Raw genomic sequence first — 19,894 nt, forward strand, 5'->3', positions numbered from 1 at the left:
TTTATTTCATTATTGCACTGTAATTACTTTCGTAACAGAAGGAATCAAGAACAGTGAGTCATTCATCGAAAACGTGATTTCTACATCACCTTTTACTCCAGGGAAAACATCGTTTAAAGAGATATACTTAAATTCTCGAATATGCTCCAATGCTTTTGTTTTTTCTATTCCAGTTGATAGTTCTTTAACTGTAATTTGCCCTCCGTAATTCAAATAACCATGTTCATGATAATAACTAAGGTCTATCAATTCATGACCTAGATCATTTACAATTTCAATATTGAAAGTTGAGCTTAATGATACATCTGGGGCAAGAGTAACCCCTTCTTGGGTTTCCCTAATACTAAATTCAAAATGTGGAGAGGTCTTAATATTCTCATCTTCACCCGATTGATGAGGAATGCTTACCCGATATCTCCATTGTTCCCCTGCACGATCAGGATGATCTGCGTAGTATCCAACCTCTATACCTTCATAGGCATCGGATAACTTAATTGAGTCAGAAAGATCTCTCATATCTCCAACATAATAATGAAAATATCTCAAATTTGAATCTAGCGCCTGGTAATCAAATGCCTCAAGGTTCCATCCTGTAAAATCCTCATAGCTTAAATTGATGGTATCTTCAGCACTAGAAGTGAAATGGATATCGTTCTTCCCTTCACTAACTTTTACTTCCTTTTTCTTTAAGATATATTCATGGTTTTCATCGTAACCATATACCTCTACATCATACAATCCGGTCGGAAGTTTTGTAGATTCCGCTATCTCGTATCTTGATGACCATTGTTTTTCCATAATCTCATCCACTCTATTTACTAACAAATGAGTGACGTCAAAGCTCTCGCTCGCAGAATCGACAGTTATATCAAGTGTCCCCGTCACATTAGCCTTATTACTCAGCTGCACTTCACCTTTGCTTTTAAACTGGTTTGTCGTAAACGTTCCAGTATATATGTGTTTGTTGGATGGAACAGTGAAATATACTGTTTCTACTTCGTCTAAATTCACTTCGTACTCATTCAGCTGAGTCAATTCCATCGTATTCCAGCCTAAACTGTGATCACCTGTAATAATTGACCAACCTGTTTCAATATATTTACCTGTGGATTCGTTCAATACTTTAAATTCACCAAAATCCGTAAACACTTCTCCACTCTCTGCTTCAGGAAGAATAAATGAAATACTTCCGTCAATAGTTGATGAATTGGGGTCAAAGAAGGGCAACTCTTGATAAGCATTTTTAAAATCATCATGGGCTGCGTCCAGTCTACCCATTTGTTCCTGTAAACCTTCCTGAGTTAATCCCGCTTCGTAAGCTGCTTTCACTTCTTGAACGACTGTACTAAATGCATCGTATGCACCTTGAGGTACTTGTCCATATGTGTCCCCAATAGCAGTCCGCGATAATAATTGTTCCATCTCGCGCAATTTGAAACGCAGGGTGGATGAATCTAAGAAAATGCGTTTTTCAGAGAATGTAGCTAATGCTGCTTTCATTTCCACAGTTGCTGCGTCTATTTTTGCTTGTTTCGTGGACAGATCATCAGTTGATCCTTTAATATCACTTAATTTAGTATTTGCTTGACCTTTTGCTATCTCGAGTGTATCAATTGCTCCCTGCGGGAATTGCCCATCCAAATACCCAGGCTCTGCCGCTTGAATGAAATTCTCTGACACATGTATATATCTCTCTAAATCAACAATGTCCAGTACTTCGTTAAATATACTTGATTGAACCTTGAACGAAGCAATTCCAAAAACGACGTCATTATTGACTGTAACAGTAACTCCAGAACGTTTTTCAGGAGTCTCAATTGTCGCACCGCTACCTAAATTAACTGTAGCGTTCTTTCGTACAGTCATTTTACCGATTGCCGTGTTTTCATTTATATTTACAACAGCATGATCGTAATCGACAACCACAGTTGTCACCGGTACAGATAAAGTTGCTTCACTTTCTGTTTCTACTCGGACGATACCGCTTATTTTTCCTGTATCCCCATCTATTTCTATGGGTCCACCTTGTAATTGGACATCGCCAGTTAACTCAGTGTCACCTGTTAAATTAACGGTTAACTTTATACTACCACCATTATGAATCATATGATTAGTAGTTGACTCATCAGTAATATCCATTAATGTAATGGAAGAAATAGTATCCTTATATACTATATTTTTTACTGTTCCATTTTTTAATATTACATTATCTCCATTAACGGTTACCTTTTCTAAGGTATTAGTATTTAAATCTAATGTTGTACCATCCGTTTCGATTGTAATTGGAATGGAGATGCCTTCTGGTAACGTTAGCGGCCCCTTCAATTCACCTTGAACAACAATTCCCTGAATGGTGATGACATTTTTGGCATGGGCAATCGCACCACTTGTTGTAACATATGCAATGGTACCTGTTTCATCTTCAGAATAGCCGTCTAATTGAACACTAAGAGTATAGATTACTTTCGTTGAGTAACCCTCTACCTTTCCTTCATAGATGAATGTACCAATGTCACTTGTGGAGGCTTTCCCATCCCAAATGATGGACTTGTCAACTACCGTATTGTCACTCATTGTTGCTGCTACTTTTTCTGGCAGTGTAAAACTTTGGCCGAGTTGAACCGTTTTTTCTATGTTACTTACATCTTCAACAGTCACTTCTCCAGAGGAGTTACCTCCACTGATTGGAGGGTTATAACTTCCACCACCTGATGACGTGGATGTAGGGTCCTTGATTCCATCTTTGAAATTTGTTTTCACCGGAATAATATCTAATTGGACACCTTTAACATTAATATTTGCTTCGTTTATCTTTCCATCCCCTTTAATTAATACTTCACGATCAATGGTGATGGTATTTACGATTGCTCCCAGTGGAATATGAATTGTATGATTGCTTGAAGATATAACAACCGTTTCAAATTTTCCATCCAGAATGATGGTTGCCTTTTCCTTTGCTTCTATTTTCACACTTACAAATCCATTACCCGAAAGCTTTTCTTCTTCCAGTTTTGCACCTGATTGCACTATTACTTCGGTGATTTTGGTGCTTCCAGACGCCACCACTCGTATTTTGTTGTTTTTCTTAGCAATGATTACTTTCTTTAGGGTCGAATCATTTACATGAATACTGTTCTCGCCCCCACCCTTGATGATAGTGGTCCCTTTTACGGTTATATTGTTTAGATTGATATCCCCTTCTTCTATATCTTCTGTAAGAAGTAGATCACCTTCAATTACAAGATTTTGCAATGTTACACCTTTGGCCGAAACCGTTACATCTGTTTGAATGGTTTCAGCCCCATCTTTCGGACCATATACACCTGGTTTGGCATAAGTGACTGAATCTCTTTTGACACGTCCAAGGGTAACGACAGCTTCGGCACGAGTGATTGGTTTCGTAGGGGCAAATTCCCCATTTGGCAGACCAATCATCAACTTTTCTGACACAACTGCTCCTACACTGCCTTTACTCCACTCAGGTATTCTATCTTTAAAAACATTCGCAGCTTTACTATTTTGTCCCAAATCTATTAATCTGGCCACAATTACAGCAACTTCCTGCCGGCTGATTGGTGCCTTTGGTTTCATGAATCCACCTTCATATCCATTCATGTAACCAGAACCGACTGCCACAGACAGGTCTTCTGCATACCATTCCTTTCCGTTCATATCTGGAGCCTGAATCTTTTTCTTTTCAGAAAAATTGAATTTGCGGTTCACCATGGCCGCAAATTCAGCCCTTGAAATGGAATGATTGGGTTTGAATGTTCCGTCGGGATACCCATTTACTAATTCACTATGTATTGCTTCTTTAATTTGTGCTTCTGCCCAATGACCATCAATGTCTGTAGTCTCTTCGGCATGAGCGGTATTTAATGAGGGAAAAACTAATAATAATGCTAAAATTGCACTTACCCATTTCCTAACACTCTTCACTCTTCATCCTCCTTGGATAGAAAATATTCTTTTTAACGAACTTCCCGTTCTATTATACTAGAAAACTTATCCAATTAGAATATATTTTTCCACAAAAACCCTTTTCGTTAGGTAATTATACCCTATTCGTGATCACGATAAAAAACCATGCAGAGATCACTCTGCATGGCTTATCATTTAAATCTATTAATTTATTACTTACTTACAGTCAAACCAGCTTTCTGCCCGTTACCTGCAGCATCCATGATGTCAGCATCAGCAGATTCTGTAGTCATTAGAGACTTCACAAGAGAAGAATCTACTACTGTAAGAACAAGCTTACCTTCTTCTACTGTGTAAGAAGAGAATTGAACTGCAGCACCTTTGCTGTCAACAAGTTTGATTTCATCTGAAATGGTTGCTGGTGTAGCGTTAACCATAGCAACATCAATCGCTTCAGAGTAAGAAACAGTTAGTTCTTTTAATCCTGTAGCCACGACTGATTTCACTACTGGTGCAGTGTTGTCAGTAATCGCTAGAGTTTTAGTGAATGGAAGGCTTTCTTTGTTATCAAGTGTTTGAACACCATCAACAGTGAAGATTGCTTTCGCATCGCTTGTTTTAACGAATCCTTCAGGTAGAGTGATCGCCACTTTCGTTTGATCTACTTTACCGTCAGTCATACCGAATTCGACTTCTGTATCTGCTGGAAGTTCAACACCGTTTACTTCATAAGCAGCCGGGTTTAAAGCAGAACCTGTTCCAGTAGATTTTACTTTTGCACCGAAGTCAACAGTGATGACATTGTCAGTTGAAGTTGCGCCAACTACTTCGAACGTTGTTTCAACCGGCTCACCATCTTCTGTTACATCAACTGAGAAGTTGTATTTAGCACTTTTATTTGGTGTAAGCGCTTGGTCCATAACGAAACCTTCTGCCAGTACAAAGCTGTACGTATCTGTTTCCACATCATTAGCAAGTGTGAATGTAACCGTTTTACCATCAGTAGAAACTTTTACATCTGCAATCACTTGAGATTGAGAGAAGATTTCTCCTTTAGAGTTCACAACTGAAATTTTGCTCGCAACTGGAGAAGCTACTTTTTCATTGTATGTTACAGAGAATGAAGATACTTTTCCATCCGTTTTAGATGTTTCAACTTTTACTGGTGCCGGAGCAGCTGCATCTTTAGAAACAGTAACGGTTTTAGTGATTTCAGAAGCGTTTGTGTTACCGATTTCATCAGATAATGCTTCTTTCGCTACTGTAAGAGTGACTGTTTCAGAGTTGCTTGATTTATATAGATAATCCTTATCTAAAGTCACTGTGAATTCTTTTTTGTTTAATGGGTTCACTTCGACTTTTTCTACGATATTAGCTGTGAAAGTTCCAACTTTAGCAGTAAGGGCAAGAGTATCATTCTTAAGCTCTTCATCAACCGTTACTGTCACTTTGTTTTCACCAGCTGCTTCAATGCTCTTGATAGAAGGAGCCATGTTATCCACAGATACTGCTAATGGAGCAGCTTGTACATCTTTCACATTACCAACAGCATCTTTCGCTTTCACTACTGTGATATTGTGTGATTCTGAAGCATCAAGATCTACTGTGATCATCGCTTTGTTACCACTGATTTCAGGAGTATAGTTTTTAGCTCCGATTTTTACCGTTTCGATCGATTTAACCTCTTCATCGAATGTTAATGTGATGTTTTTGATTCCATCTTTCGTGTCTTTGATTTTAGCTGATGCAGATTTTAATACTGGAGCAGCCGTATCATTTACACTTACAGGAGCGTTTACAGGTTTAACGAACTCACCGTCAACATCTTTCACTGCTTCGAATGGAACTTTCACAGTGTAGTTACCTTTGAAGATGTCAGATGCAGTGAAAGTCAAAGTTTTCCCATCTTCGCTTAGTTCTTGAGTAACAGTTCCGCCGCTAGCTGCATCTTTACCTGCTACTAGAGTGATCAGTGCGTTACCTTCAGCAGATTCTAACGTATCTTCATCGATTGCTTTCGTGAAGTTCACTTCGATTGTTTTAGCGTTAACACCTTTTACACTTGCCACTTCAGTCGCATCTGTAGCTGGTTTCTCAAGTGTTGAACCTTCTTCCCAGTCAGTGATCGTTAATAGCTTAGCGAAATCAGCACGCTTGATTTGAGCGTCAGGAGAGAAAGTTGTGCTTGTCGTACCAGTGATAAGACCGTGAGAGAAAAGAATCTCTATGTAATCAGCATACCACTTGTCTCCGTCTACATCTGTGAAGTTAGCTTTAGGACCGTCTGCTTTTAGCTCTAAACCGTAAGCATCCACGACCATTTTAGCGAATTCACCCCGAGTCAAAGTCCCTTTAGGGTCAAATTTGCCAGCGCCTTTACCGTTGATCAAGTCTTCTGCATATAAAGCGTTAATATATTCAGCATACCAAACTGATTGATCTACATCTGTGAAATCAGCAGCCGGTGCGCTAGCTGTATCTAATTTAAGGATATTCGCTACCATTTTGGAAGCTTCTGCGCGGTTGATCTTTCCGCCTAAATCAAATGTTCCATCCGGACGTCCATCGATGATGTCTGCACTTGCAAGAGCAGTCACATACTCATAGTAGAAATTATCCTGTGGTACATCTTCGAAATCATTTGCCGCAAAGCTTGCTGCTGGTGCAACAGCTGTCGCTACCATCGTTGCTGTAATTGCTGAAGCCATGAACTTCTTGTTGTTCTTTGATTGATAAGCCATTAAAAAATTGCCTCCCTGTAAAAAATATATAAAGTAAAATAATCCATAAATCCCACAACCGTCTGAACCGGTTATTAAATGATTAGTAAATAAGGTATTTAAGCTCAGTAAAATACATAAATATTCTAATGCTTACCTCATTTACCAATTGAATTATATCAAAGGAAACTATGTAAATATATAACATGTATACTATTACATTAATTTACCACATTAGTAAATTAATTTTATTTTTGGATATACTTAAGTGAAATTTAGAATTTATTAGGGGAATTACAGAAATTTAATGTTATCTATGGAATAAGTTAACACTAATATAAATCCTTAATATTCCATAACAGTACACAAGATCTCAATAATATTAAATTGTCAATGGTAAAAACATGTTACTAAAACAAGATTTTTCTCTTGCTACCATGAGTTTATTATTCCCTAATAAAAATCATCCATTTTAAATGCATATGATATTATTCCTAGTAAAAATGAACGCCATTATAAAGAGGTTTATTCGACCCAACCAATACTAGAAAACCGTCACCCTTAGGATCCTGGTTTAATATATTATTGGATTAAATTGGAATACAGGAAGGTATTATCAGTAATATTACAGACATGTTCCAATCTTGTTGAATACATAACTACAGGGGGATATTATGAAAAAACTAATATCATTATTTACGATTCTGACGTTCGTGACGCTTCTCCGGGTGGTACAGATGCCAATGGCGGACACACGTACTGGACGAATTGTGCTAATGGACGAATTGTGCTAAATACGGATTGGAAACAGGGGAATACCATTATCACGATAAAGATGGGAATATCATCCGCGAAGATAAACCAACTGACCCCAAGCCTCCTTCCGGCTTGTTATAGTATGATGGGTGATACATATTGAAGACCTATACAGTGGATTTTATTGATGGTGATCAAATTACTTTTTTGGAAAGAGGAAACGAAGATCATAAAGTGATTATTACAGATGAAGCACTCTCCAAGAAACTTTCGGATGGAGTAGTGATTGATTTATCCTTTAGAGACGACGGAAGCGTACATTCCTATAAAATGCTAATAGATGAAACGAAACAGACGAAACAAGAAAGCGAAAGAATGCTCGATAAGATTCTAAAAAAAACAAAGAAATAAGAATCCTTGTTTATTAAGTTAAATTCCAGCTAAAAACCCCTATTCAGAATTCTGAATAGGGGTTTTAGAGTGTCTTCTTACAGAAAAAAGAGGCCTATCACCTAATAAAACCAAATGATTAAAAAATTAAACAAGTTCATCTATTCTTCATGCGCAAATAAGTACCCCTAATGTATTAATAGACACGAAAAAGGACTGATCCATTATGATTCAAGCCCCAAGTACATCGCTGATGACTCCAAAAAGATCCGCGATGACCCACAAACCAAAGACTATATATACTAAGAAAAGGACTGCAATCATTTTGTTAAAACCTTTATACACAATAACCAAGAGGAAATAAAGTGCTAAAGAAGCATATAGTGGCTGATCCCAATAACCAGCTTGAAGTGAATATTTGTAAAAAAGGTATACTGTTGCAATAACCCAAAAGACTAAAATGATGTAAACTGCTTTATTTTTGTTCTTCATATTGTCCTCCCCATAATCGTTGAAGATTGTAATGATGTTCAAAAGAACCACGGCATCTAACACCCTGGTTTGGGATGATCCCCAAAAGAAGCCATGGTACCTGTCCCCCTGGCTCTTTATCTGAGGTTCTTATCAATAAATGCGGAGATGTCATGATATTTTTTAATCTCATATTCGGTGAATCTTTTCGATTCATTTGATCCTTTTTCTATAAATCTGTATTCTATATTGGCCTTTGGGGCAATACGATCAAAGAAATGAAGGATGGATATTAGATCTTCTTTTAAATAGACATTTTGTTTGTTCAGACTATTTTCCTTGAATTTAACAAGTGCAAGTATACTGGTACATTCCTCTTGCTCATTCAATTCTCCACAATTAAACCAATAATCATCATATTCAGAACCAAATGTGAAACGTCCATTTTCTATTTTCTCTTTCTCGGATTCCCATTTCTTGTTTGCATAATAGCTTGCCAACTCCCAATTGAATCTTTTTAGATGGAATAATAAATCTTCCTTCGTTTTAACATTTTTAAGATTATCCATGTTAAATTCTATAGTGTTGCTGTCAACAGCGCTTCGCTCATCGGTAATGTAAACCCGATTGATTTCTGCCCTGCTCTCCTGAATCAATGTTAGTAACTTAAAATATTTGTCTAAATCTTCTTCTTCAAACTTTGCTATTTCTATAGGTTTCGGCGAGGATAGATTAACCAGATATTTATTTTCAGATGGATCCTTACCTATTTTCACAAAGTTTACCTTCAGTTTCCCGTTATCTGAAGCCTCAAAGCCAAGTCCCTTTATCCCTGGCATCACTTTTTTTAATTGGTGAAGTTTCTCGTCCGCCGCTAATGCTCTTGAATAGTTGTCTGTTATCTCTCCAGCACCATTAGGAAATGAAATAGCGAATTCCAAATCCTCATGGTTTTCGGGAAACACTACATATGTTTCATCTGATCCAAACCCTTTATTTGATACTTTCTTTACCTCTACATCAATCCCATATTCACTTTTGGCATAATTCTTTACTTTTCGTTCATCTGATGGAAAATAGATGAACAGATAAATCCCAACAGACGCAAACAGAAAAATAACTGCAATCAATTTCTTCATTAATATATACTCCTTACTTAACATGACTCTTTGTATTTATTTGATTGGAAAGTAATAATTTTCCTTTGTCACTCTATGCATTATAGCAAAAGAAAATCTACTTTTGGGTATTATTTGTAAAAAGGTGGAGAACACATAAGCAGGAGTTCTATTAAACTGCCTAGATATTAGAATGTACAAATGATGAGCCGAGGTACCTGTCCCCTTGGCCTCCTCTGAAACCTTTCATCTCTTTTATCCGTCTAACTATAGAGGAGGAATAATATGAAAATAATTTCAATCATTTCCACTACTGTTCTACTTGTCTCTTTGTTATCTGCATCACCTGTCGCTTTTGCTCAATCACAAGGTGAGCAGGATGTTGCCAAGATGTACTTGGAACAGCACGAACTTAAGATGTCGAAGAATTCTTCAAAAGCAGTCTTCGATGGTAAGAGCATTTCGGCAGATCCGTATATAAACCGTAACGGCCGGACGTTTGTACCCATTAAGCTCATTAGAGATTTAGACATTGGTACCGTTCAGTGGGATAACAAGAAGAAGACTGTACAAATCGCGTTAAGAGAAGAATACTTAAACCGGAGAATCGGGTTCCAAGCAGGAAATAAGTATAGCTTGAACTCTGATGGAACAACCGATACTTATAATTCAATCCCTATCCCGTTTATATATAACGGAAGATTATATATACCGGTCAAAGCGATGCCCGATTTGGGAATTAGTGTAGGATATGACAAAGGCAATCTAGTATGGCGTTGGAGCGAAAAAATCATCGAGATATTAAAGCCTGAAATGCATTCAACCAGTTCTGCCGTTTCGTTCACTGTACTTTATCAAGACAGTATCCTTGCACCGCATTTCTTGGAGTCTACAGGTAATGGAGGGTTTGGCTATTCAGGGCATAACATTGAAAAAAACATTAAACTGGATAATAAGACATTCAACCGGGTCCAATTTGAAAAAACCATAAATCCCGGCATAAATCCTGTTACAATCACAGCAAATTCCATGGGATCTAAACAATTTGAGATCATATGGAGACCTAAAGAGAACATTCCAGTTACTCCAGATGACCATCAATATTTAAATGTGGATAAACCTGCAAGTAAATATGTTCAACTACGAACTGGAGAGAGTTTCACATTAGGTGGGACCATTAAAGAAAATGAAGTCGCCGTAAACTACTTGACTATCTTACTTTATAAATATGAAAACCATCAGTTCACATCCCTATCTAATGACAAGATCTTAGTTCACAACAAGAAATTCTCTCAAGAATTTTCTTTCAGTGAACCAGGAAAATATTTTCTGAATATATATAGTCCTGACATTTTTTATGGGCCTATAAGAGTTGATCATTGGGGAGATTTGATGGTGGAAGTGAAATAGTAAGAACCAAAAAGACCTTTTCAGTCGGAATCCTGAAAAGGTCTTTTAGAATTGTTATTTGTAGAGACTTCTCTTTAATAATACGAAGTGATCTTTCCTGTTCGTTTATCTACGTCATAAAAGCCAATCGTTCTAACGAAGTCTGGTGCATCCTGAAATACATGTATGGTGTAGCTATTGCGGTTTGCCATTTCCTCTAATGATTCGTTTTCGCCATCATACATGAACATGATACTGTCACTAATTTGATTATATCCAAATAGTTTCTGCTTAACATCTGATTTAGCTTGATTAATGGTAACAAAATAATTGAAAGACTCAATTAACCACTTATTATCTTTCTTTATTAATTTATATTCTAAGTATTGTTCCCCATTCATCTCGCCATATAAAAGAAAATCGATAACGATTTTATTTGGTGTTTGCGCTTTTATGTAATAATCCGTTTCATCTTTATATGAATACGGGAGAAACCATAGCTCCGTCTCAAAGCTTCTATAAATCTCAGTCCAATAGTTCTTAATAAAATTGCTAGTGTAATAGTTCATTGCTTGTTGTTTACTTTTTATTCTTACCGAATCATTTAATGTATGACTGAAATATTTATCTGTATCTCTAGTAAATATTACCCTAAGTTCAGCTTCTGCCTTTTTAATGATATTAGTAATTTCACTTTTTGATAATTCTTCATTTGGTGCCACAACCTTAATTAATACAATCAGGTCATGTGCCTCGACCGATACAGTACTCGATCCCTGGTCCCACTTTACGTTTGCACCAAGTGTTTCACTTACAAATCTGACTGGTACCATCGTTTTTGAATTAATAATTTTTGTAGGTACATCCAAATTATTATTCTTACCATTTACCGTTGCCTGCTTAGAATTCGCCTTTAGCTTAATCACTTTACCAGACTTAATTGCCGTAACCGTTTTTGTAGTCTGATCCCATTTGACATCAACGCCTAAAGCCTCAAAAAGTGACCTCATCGGAATTAATGTTCTACCATTATGTATTAGACCTCCATCTAATTCTTTCACCTGGTTATGCGCTGCACTTGCTTGATTTCCAGAGCTAAATAGTCCCACCAGTACAAGCACACTACATAACCATAATAACTTTCTTTTCAATCTCTTCCACCTCAACCCTTGATAATCTTCACTAATCACCATTTAATTGATATATAGCACTTTTATAGTTCTATTTTACCATTCATTATACATAGGTACAATTCCTCATTCATGTAAATCTACATTAATTTGAACATATAGAACTTTGTAGTTTATAAATTTTCCGTAAAAAAAAGCCTTAGAGATATCTCCAAGGCTTTCCTTCTAATCAATATTATTACTTCACTGTAACACTGATAGTTACAGGAGAAGCTAATAAGTTTTTGTCAGTACGAGTATCACCTTTAACGTATACTTCATTAACGATTAACGTAAGAGTACCGTTTCCAGTGAACTTGCTACCATCATATTTCGCAGTACCAGTAGTATTTGTTACTACAGTTTCAGCTTCTAAATCATAACCTGAATCTACCGCAAAAGCGCTAGCATCAGCCATGTCACTGCCATCAAATGTTAAACCGTAAACATTAGCACCAAGCGCAACTGATTTACCAGTGTTATCTTTCGCAGATACCATTGGGGCTAAACCACTTACATAGCCGTCATTACCAGCTTTGATTGCATATGCATAGTTACCATCATCTGAATCTAATAGCATTTCATTTTTGCTAACTTTTCCGAATAGAATATCGTTGATTGATACAGCATCGGTAGCCTTAACAAATACATTTTGGTTACTTACAGTTACTTCATGTGGAGCTGGGTAAGTATTTGATACAGATAGAGTCTGAGCACCAGTAAACACACTAGTTCCAGATTTCACTTCCCAATTCACACTAGCAGATCCGCTATCAGTCATTAACTTACGTGCAGTTGTAGCAAATTGAACTTTATGAGTTATTGAGTCATCTAAGATATACTTAGCTTGATCAGCAGCAGCTACATCTACAGTTAATAAGCTAGTAGCATCAGCAACACGGTTACCGTTAGAATCTTTAACAAAAGCCATAAAGTCTACATCATCATAAACTGTGCCTTCATATTTAGCATTAGTAGAAGTAGCACTACTTACAACTTCAATAGAAGAGGCATTTTTCACTGCTTCCGCTAAAGTAGCTGCAGCACTTACGTTGACAACATTAACATTGATTGTTGAAGAATACTTAGCTGATGCGTCACTTGCAGATGCTTTGTAAGATACTTTAATCGCTGCACCATTAACAGCTTTATCAGTTCCAAGTGCTGTTACAGTTAACACACCTTTATTATCTACAGCGATCTTGAAGTCCTTAGAATCAGTAGCTACCGTTAATACATCTCCTGATTTAAATACATCAGTAAATACTTGCTTATCAGTATCATCAGTAGATTTTGTGCCGAAGTTAGCTGTAAACTCTTCACCATATTGGTCAAGACCTTCTAGTTCAACCATTTTTTGGTTTACTCCAGTAACGACAGTACCTGTTCCATCAACAGCTTCATCACTTAAAGTTAATTGGTTAGCTGATACAGAAAGACCATTTAACTTAGGAGCATCTTTAACTTCAATTTCAGCTTTGTAAGTTTTTCCAGTTGTAAGGTGTTTAGCAGTGATTGTTGCTTTACCTGCTGCGATACCAGTAACTGCACCAGTATTTTGACCAACTTGAGCAACTAATGGGCTACTTGAAGTGAATTCATATTCACTTGGAGAAAGATGTTTATCCATAGGGTTGCTATCTGAAGTATTATTGTACATTGCAATATACTCAGAATCACCAACGAATACAGATGTATCAGCATCTCCAGCTGCAGCTAACATATTGAATTCTACTGTGTTTTCAGGTGCATCAGAATAATCAGCTTTTTCAACAAAAGTGAACCCTTTGTTATCAGCAATTACAACCTTCTCAACCTTTACAGCAACAGTTTGAGTTGAGAATGTTCCATCTTTATACTCAACTTTAATTGTTACATTTGCAGTACCATTTTTATCTTGTGCTACTCCACTGCTATTTACAACTGTAGTGTTATCAGAAGTAAATGTAACAGCCTTGAAGTTCTCGTTAGATACAACGTTTCCGTTTTCATCACGAACTTCTAAGTAGTTTACAAGGCTTTCACCTGGGTGGAAAGTAGATTTTGATAAAGAGATTGCATCAGCATTAGTAAGTTCCCATTTGAAAGAACCTTCAAGAACTTCTGCAACTTCACCTTTAGCTCCTTTGATATCTTTTGCAGTTACTTTGTAGGTATTACCATCAACTAGATTACCATCTAATGTTAATGTAACACTTTTTCCATCTGCAGAAAGTGTAGCTTTAGAAACGTTTAAGCCACCATCGATAGAGAAGTTTTCATGTGAAACTGATCCGATTGCACTGTTGAAGCTCATTACAACAGTTGTAGCGTTTACTGCATTTACACCAACAACTTCTACCATTGGTTTATCAAGAGTATCACCTACAGCCCAGTCAGCTTCAGTTAGAAGTTTAGCAAAGTCTGCACGTTTGATTGGCTCGTTAGGAGCAAATGTTGTAGCAGTTTTACCGTCGATTAATTCATGCTTGTAAAGAGTTTTGATGTAGTCTGTGTACCATACATCTTCTTTAACGTCTGTGAATGGGTGTTCAGCAGAAGCGTCAAGCTCTAAACCGTAAGCGTCAACAACTAATTTAGCTAGTTGAGCACGAGTTAATTCTTTGTTTGGAGCGAACATTGTTTCAGATACACCGTCAATTAATCCTTCAGCGTAAAGAGCGTTGATGTAATCTGTGTACCATACATCTTCTTTAACGTCTTCGAAAGATGATGCTGGAGCATCAGTAGTATCAAGCTTGATGATTTTCGCAATCATTTTAGCTGCTTCAGCGCGGTTAAGCTTTCCACCTAAGTCGAAAGATCCGTCAGGGCGGCCGTCGATGATTCCTGCTTCAGCTAGAGCTGAAACGTATTCAAAATAGAAGCTTCCTTCTTTCACGTCTGGGAAAGTTGAAGCTGCGCTTGCTGCTGGAGCTACAGCAGAAGCAACCATAGCAGCTGTTAAAGATGTTGCTAAAAACTTGCGGTTAGACTTTGATTGATAAGCCATTTTGTGTGTTTCCTCCTTAAATTATAACAATTAACTAATTCACGAGTTTGAGACAAACATAGGATCATAGTTTGATATATGTATCGCGTAATCTGTTTGTAAACTTGGAAATTAGTGACTTCATTTAAGCAAATAAACCTGCAACGCAAGTACTAGTATAATTACAATAATTTTACACGTCAACCACTTTTTTCAATTATTCTGGATACTTTTTCTATTGCAGGGAAAATTACTCGTTACACTTATATTACATCAATCTAACTTTTTTTCAATAAAAACTCCCAAAAAAGTTTATTTTTTTACTAGTTATAGCAAATTTATCTAATTTATTAAGAAAATATTGGACTTATTACACTTATTTTCTAGTATTTTAAAACGTTTTAACGTAATTTGTAGAAATTTCAGTTATTTTTGTTACATAACTGTAAAATAAATTAGTTTGGGAGTGTGATACCATTTTTGTAGGAAAAATATCTCACTAGATATAAACGGGGGAAAGAAAGTTGAAAAAAAGAATAAGTGTACTATTGTCATTCATGCTGTTTTTCAGTCTAGCTTCTCAAGTAAGCGCTTCAGAGTCAGGGGATGGCGATAAAGTTACGTCCATTGCCATGCAGTACCAGGGAGTTCCATATAAATGGGGCGGAACGACACCGAGTGGGTTTGATTGCTCAGGATTCATCCTATATGTATTCGATCAAATCGGGATGGACCTTCCACATGGATCGGCGGATCAATTCAATATTGGGACAAGCGTATCGAAGTCAAACCTTCAGCCAGGTGATCTAGTATTCTTTAAAAATACATATAAGCAAGGAATATCCCACACTGGGATCTATATAGGAAATGATCAATTCATTTCAGCTGCAAACAGCGGCGTCAAAGTCGATTCAATCAATGATCCTTATTATTGGGGAGCAAAATATGCAGGGGCCAAGCGAGTGATTAAAGAAGAAGAAAAAACTCCACCGCCTGCCACTCTTCCTACTGGACAGTATCATGATGTTTCCGCCAAGTATTGGGCAAAAGATGAAATCGAGTATTTAAGTAAGAAAGGTATCATCAACGGATACCAGTACAGCATGTTCAAACCCGATTCAACCGTAACCCGAGCAGAAGTGGCTAAGATGCTCAGTGAAACCTTCGATCTAAAAAGCAGTAAAGGGACCACGTTTTCAGATGTAAGTACTTCCCATTGGGCAAATGAGTATATTACAGCAGCAACTGAGAAAGGTTTATTCGTAGGATACGGAAGCGGAAAATTCAATCCGGACAGCCCCATCACCAGAGGGGAGATCGCAGCCCTTTTTAACAGGGCGTTTAACCTGACAAGTCAGGAAACAACTGGACACTTCAATGATCTACCGGACTCTCACTGGGCATATGACGATGTTCAGACATTAACCGCAAGTTCCATCGCCACTGGTTATTCAAACAATACATTCCAGCCGAATAAAGAAACGAAGAGAAGTGAATTCTCCGTCTTCCTTTATAGAGCATTAACTCAATAATAAAAACCAAAACGCCATTGTCACAGATTTATAAGTGACAATGGCGTTTTTTTAATTCTCCGGAGCAGACTGCAACGCTCTTGCAAGCATAACAGAAAACTCTGCCCTGCTAATGTCCCGGTCTGCTTTGTAGGTTCCGTCCTTATATCCATTCGTAATCCCGCTTGCACTTAATGTGCTCACTGCCTGATAGAAATAGTTTTCTTCCTTTACATCCGAGAAAACATCATTCTTCTTGAAAGGATAGGCGAACGCCCTATAAAGGATCAGAGCTGCATCCCCTCTATTAATGGACTGCTTGGGTTTATAAGTGCCATCAGGGTAACCCGTTATCAGGTTTTGCTCATAACCAGATGCTATAAATCCCGAGCTGTACGAATCAGGTTTCACATCGGGGAAAATGGATGCTCTTCTTTCTCCATCCAAATGGAAGGTCCTCCCGATAATCGTTGCGGCTTCTTCTCGTGTGATCTGTTCATGGGGACGGAAAGTTCCATCCGGATAACCCGCTATTAATTCCTGATCCAAAAGGTATTCGATGGATTCCGAATACCACGCATCCCCTTTCAGATCTTTGAAGTTATTCACACTCATCGCATAGGGTGATTGTATGAGACCGAATCCATATTGATCGTCTTTGCCTTTCTGTCCTAGGTCCAATGCGTGCTCCTGAACGAATGAACGAAGCTCTTCCGAGGACAAATCAGGAAATGCTTCTTTATAAAGCGCCATCACTCCCGTTACATATGGAGTAGCCATGGAAGTACCTGACATGTACGCATAGCCATCTGTAGCGCCACCATTGGTGACATACGTGCTGTAGATTCTTTCTCCAGGTGCCGTAAATTCCAATGAAGGTCCAATATAGGAAAATAACGCTCTCTTCATTTCTTGAGTAATGGCTCCGACACCTATGACTTCATCGTATCTGGCTGGGTAGGCGATATCCGTGCCTGCTGGTTGTCCCGCTCCTGTTTCTTCATTTCCTGAAGCCGCCGTCACAAGGATTCCTTTCTCGTTTGCTTGTTGAATGATTTTCTTTAAAGCAAGGGAATCAGTGAAAGTCGTAATACTCAGATTGATGATATCGATATCATGCTTGATGGCCCAGTCGATTCCGGCAACCACGTCCGTTTGATTACCAATTCCGCCCGAGTCCAGTGCTTTAACGGAATACAGTTCAACACCCGGAGACACACCCAGGACACCAATGGCGTTGTCCATCCCGGCGATGATACCGGCTACATGAGTGCCATGACCATTATCATCTTTCAATGCTTCCACACCGTCCACAAATGAAACACCACCGCGGACATGAAGATCCGGGTGACTGCTGCTGATTCCAGTGTCAATCACCGCGACTTTGACTCCTTTACCCGTATAACCGGAACGGCTCGCTTCACTTGCCTTTACGGGGGCATGCCCCCAGTCGACCACTTGCCCATCGACTTTCACTTCCTGGTCTTTTTCAACCCAGTCAATCCCTTCAGATTTCTCAATATCACTGAGTGCTGATTGGGGAAGACTAACAGATACCGCTTTCAAACGATCAATGACATGATGGATTTCATATGGATACGAGTCTAATACGCTTAAATCGATCCGATCTTTAAATCCGATGGTCATCCTCACGGTTTCTTCCTGATCAGAAGAAATGGAATTGGCCGATACATTCGATACCGGTTGTAAAGCCATAATGAACAACATGAACGCCATTATTATGTATCTCTTCAACTCACTCACCCCTTTTCTCTTATTCTATAGAAAAAAGACGGACAATACTATGCCCGTCCCCGTCTTATTTCGATTCTTTCCATTCATAATAATCCAAGATCCCCTGGCAGATTGCTTCTGCTGCTATATCCCTATATTGGTTGGATCCCAACTTCATAGAATCATCCTTATTGGAAATAAACCCTAACTCAACCAAGGCTGCAGGCAGTGGATTGTAGGCAATCACGCGATACGCCTCTACCTTCACGCCCCTGTTCAACGTTCCCCAGGCTTTATATAGTCTATTATTTACAAAGGTCGCCAGCTGTTTACTTTCCTCAGACCTTAAAGAGGAAGTGTAATAATAGGTTTCTGTCCCATGGGCAGAGTCACCGCTAAAACTGTTCGTATGAATACTGAGGAATGTATCGGCCTTATTCTGGACCGAATATTGTACTCGATCATTAAGCTCTACGAACACATCGGTTGTCCGGGGCATCACTACTTTTATCCCCTCATCTTCAAGTTTGTTTCTTAACTTAAGAGCGACAGCCAGATTAATCTCTTTCTCTAATAATCCGTTTCCGCTTGCTCCATTATCATCTCCCCCATGCCCAGCATCTATGGAGATGATTCTCTGAGAACTTGACTCACTGAGATAGGCAGTATGGACATATCCTTTCAAACTTCCATATGATATGTATGCCCAATCACCGATTGTTTGATAGAGTAGCAGTTTATTGCCAAGTGATACCTGTCCCACTTTATCATACGAGACATCTGGACCAGACCTCACATTCAAGGCGGTTGTATTGACGAACCTTTCCCCTATCGGCTTTAAGGTAGCCTCGACTCTGAACTCAGAGTTCAATCCTCTCGCCACAAGCAGGGAGAATTCACTTCTGGAAATTTTCGCATCGGGTTTGTATGTACCATCAGGATAGCCATCCGCAATGCCTGCTGTTGTCAGCTTATTGATCGCCTCTGACTGTGCCCCTGTCTTAGCAACGTCCTTGAAGGAGATGACGCCTGTCTTTTCAAGTTTAAACGCCTTTGAAATCAAGAAGGCCATTTCACCTCTGGTAATATCCTTACTTGGATAGAAGGAACCGTCTCCATAACCGTTAATGATGCCCTTCTCATATGCGGACTGGATATAGCCTGAAGCGTAAGATGCAGCGTTCACATCATTGAATGAGGTTTCTCTTTTCTCTCCATCTAACTTTAGGGCCCTCCCAATCATGGTTGCCGCTTCTTCTCTTGTGACATTCCGGTCGGGTTTGAATGTAGAATCCGGATAGCCCGTGATCACTTCCAACTTCAGAAGATATTCAATCTCTTCTGAAAATTTCGATGGAATGTCCTGCATTTCTGCCATCGACCTGCCTGCAAATACACTACTCATGACCATGACTGACAGCAGTAACATTAACGACACTTTTCTTCTTAACATGAAATTCTATTCCCCCATAATTGTTTATTCCATAGAATTATCGACCGTTTTCACAGGGAATGAAGTACTAATCAAAATGTTGTTCGCGGAAATAAATTCCAAAGGTATAAGAAAACGCAGGTTCTGGACATTTTTACACTATCCCCCTCATTTTGACAAATACATACATCCATATCCAATTCTAGTAAATTAATCTGTCGAAATGAATAGGTATTTATACCTAGCGTTTGGTTTTTAGCACTCTATTAGGATGTTTCATCCCATTGATTTCTTGCTTATATCCTTTACACT

11 protein-coding genes are annotated in these 19,894 nt (G+C 38.3%); 3 read left to right on the forward strand and 8 right to left on the reverse strand.

What is annotated here, in order from left to right:
• Positions 1-9: 9 nt before the first annotated feature.
• Together ACIGG7_RS17230 and ACIGG7_RS17235 are read right to left on the reverse strand one after the other, a co-directional pair.
• Positions 10-3,939 (reverse strand): S-layer homology domain-containing protein, encoded by a 3,930-nt coding sequence (locus ACIGG7_RS17230; protein WP_397550398.1) that lies wholly within the window; start codon positions 3,937-3,939, stop codon positions 10-12.
• 194 nt (positions 3,940-4,133) lie between these two features.
• The gene (locus ACIGG7_RS17235; RefSeq protein WP_397550399.1) at positions 4,134-6,662 is read right to left on the reverse strand and encodes an S-layer homology domain-containing protein; all 2,529 of its coding nucleotides are present in this window, start codon (positions 6,660-6,662) and stop codon (positions 4,134-4,136) included.
• Positions 6,663-7,556: 894 nt separating this feature from the next.
• On the opposite strand from ACIGG7_RS17235, the gene ACIGG7_RS17240 reads away from it, so the two are divergent.
• Entirely contained in the window at positions 7,557-7,808 is a 252-nt protein-coding gene (locus tag ACIGG7_RS17240) for a hypothetical protein (RefSeq protein WP_397550400.1), read from the forward strand.
• A 210-nt stretch (positions 7,809-8,018) separates the two neighbouring features.
• Here the strand turns inward: ACIGG7_RS17240 and ACIGG7_RS17245 are convergent, their stop codons facing one another.
• On the reverse strand, positions 8,019-8,279 hold the full coding sequence (locus ACIGG7_RS17245) for a hypothetical protein (RefSeq protein WP_397550401.1): 261 nt from the start codon (positions 8,277-8,279) through the stop codon (positions 8,019-8,021).
• A gap of 116 nt (positions 8,280-8,395) precedes the next feature.
• On the reverse strand, positions 8,396-9,397 hold the full coding sequence (locus ACIGG7_RS17250) for a hypothetical protein (protein WP_397550402.1): 1,002 nt from the start codon (positions 9,395-9,397) through the stop codon (positions 8,396-8,398).
• Between the two features lie 264 nt (positions 9,398-9,661).
• Between ACIGG7_RS17250 and ACIGG7_RS17255 the strand changes: the two genes are divergently transcribed.
• Positions 9,662-10,786, forward strand: coding sequence for a stalk domain-containing protein (locus tag ACIGG7_RS17255; RefSeq protein WP_397550403.1), 1,125 nt, complete (start codon positions 9,662-9,664; stop codon positions 10,784-10,786).
• A 74-nt stretch (positions 10,787-10,860) separates the two neighbouring features.
• Here ACIGG7_RS17255 and ACIGG7_RS17260 read toward each other — a convergent pair whose 3' ends face one another.
• Entirely contained in the window at positions 10,861-11,916 is a 1,056-nt protein-coding gene (locus ACIGG7_RS17260; RefSeq protein WP_397550404.1) for a copper amine oxidase N-terminal domain-containing protein, read from the reverse strand.
• A 217-nt stretch (positions 11,917-12,133) separates the two neighbouring features.
• Positions 12,134-14,926, reverse strand: a complete 2,793-nt coding sequence (locus ACIGG7_RS17265) for an S-layer homology domain-containing protein (protein WP_397550405.1) — start codon at positions 14,924-14,926, stop codon at positions 12,134-12,136.
• Between the two features lie 503 nt (positions 14,927-15,429).
• Between ACIGG7_RS17265 and ACIGG7_RS17270 the strand changes: the two genes are divergently transcribed.
• Positions 15,430-16,437, forward strand: a complete 1,008-nt coding sequence (locus ACIGG7_RS17270) for a C40 family peptidase (RefSeq protein WP_397550406.1) — start codon at positions 15,430-15,432, stop codon at positions 16,435-16,437.
• 51 nt (positions 16,438-16,488) lie between these two features.
• On the opposite strand, the gene ACIGG7_RS17275 is transcribed toward ACIGG7_RS17270, so the two are convergent.
• The gene (locus tag ACIGG7_RS17275; protein WP_397550407.1) at positions 16,489-18,171 is read right to left on the reverse strand and encodes a S8 family peptidase; all 1,683 of its coding nucleotides are present in this window, start codon (positions 18,169-18,171) and stop codon (positions 16,489-16,491) included.
• A gap of 64 nt (positions 18,172-18,235) precedes the next feature.
• Positions 18,236-19,603: an N-acetylmuramoyl-L-alanine amidase gene (locus ACIGG7_RS17280; RefSeq protein ID WP_397550408.1), complete on the reverse strand. Its 1,368-nt coding sequence runs from the start codon at positions 19,601-19,603 to the stop codon at positions 18,236-18,238.
• Positions 19,604-19,894: the final 291 nt, after the last annotated feature.

Source organism: Rossellomorea sp. NPDC077527, from assembly GCF_044542955.1.
GTDB lineage: Bacteria > Bacillota > Bacilli > Bacillales > Bacillaceae_B > Rossellomorea > Rossellomorea aquimaris_E.

What these genes read in the sequence shown, in the direction of transcription:
- ACIGG7_RS17235 (WP_397550399.1), bottom strand. Translation starts at nt 6,662, where the DNA reads ATGGCTTATCAATCAAAGAACAACAAGAAGTTCATGGCTTCAGCAATT.
- ACIGG7_RS17245 (WP_397550401.1), bottom strand. Translation starts at nt 8,279, where the DNA reads ATGAAGAACAAAAATAAAGCAGTTTACATCATTTTAGTCTTTTGGGTT.
- ACIGG7_RS17250 (WP_397550402.1), bottom strand. Translation starts at nt 9,397, where the DNA reads ATGAAGAAATTGATTGCAGTTATTTTTCTGTTTGCGTCTGTTGGGATT.
- ACIGG7_RS17255 (WP_397550403.1), top strand. Translation starts at nt 9,662, where the DNA reads ATGAAAATAATTTCAATCATTTCCACTACTGTTCTACTTGTCTCTTTG.
- ACIGG7_RS17265 (WP_397550405.1), bottom strand. Translation starts at nt 14,926, where the DNA reads ATGGCTTATCAATCAAAGTCTAACCGCAAGTTTTTAGCAACATCTTTA.
- ACIGG7_RS17280 (WP_397550408.1), bottom strand. Translation starts at nt 19,603, where the DNA reads ATGTTAAGAAGAAAAGTGTCGTTAATGTTACTGCTGTCAGTCATGGTC.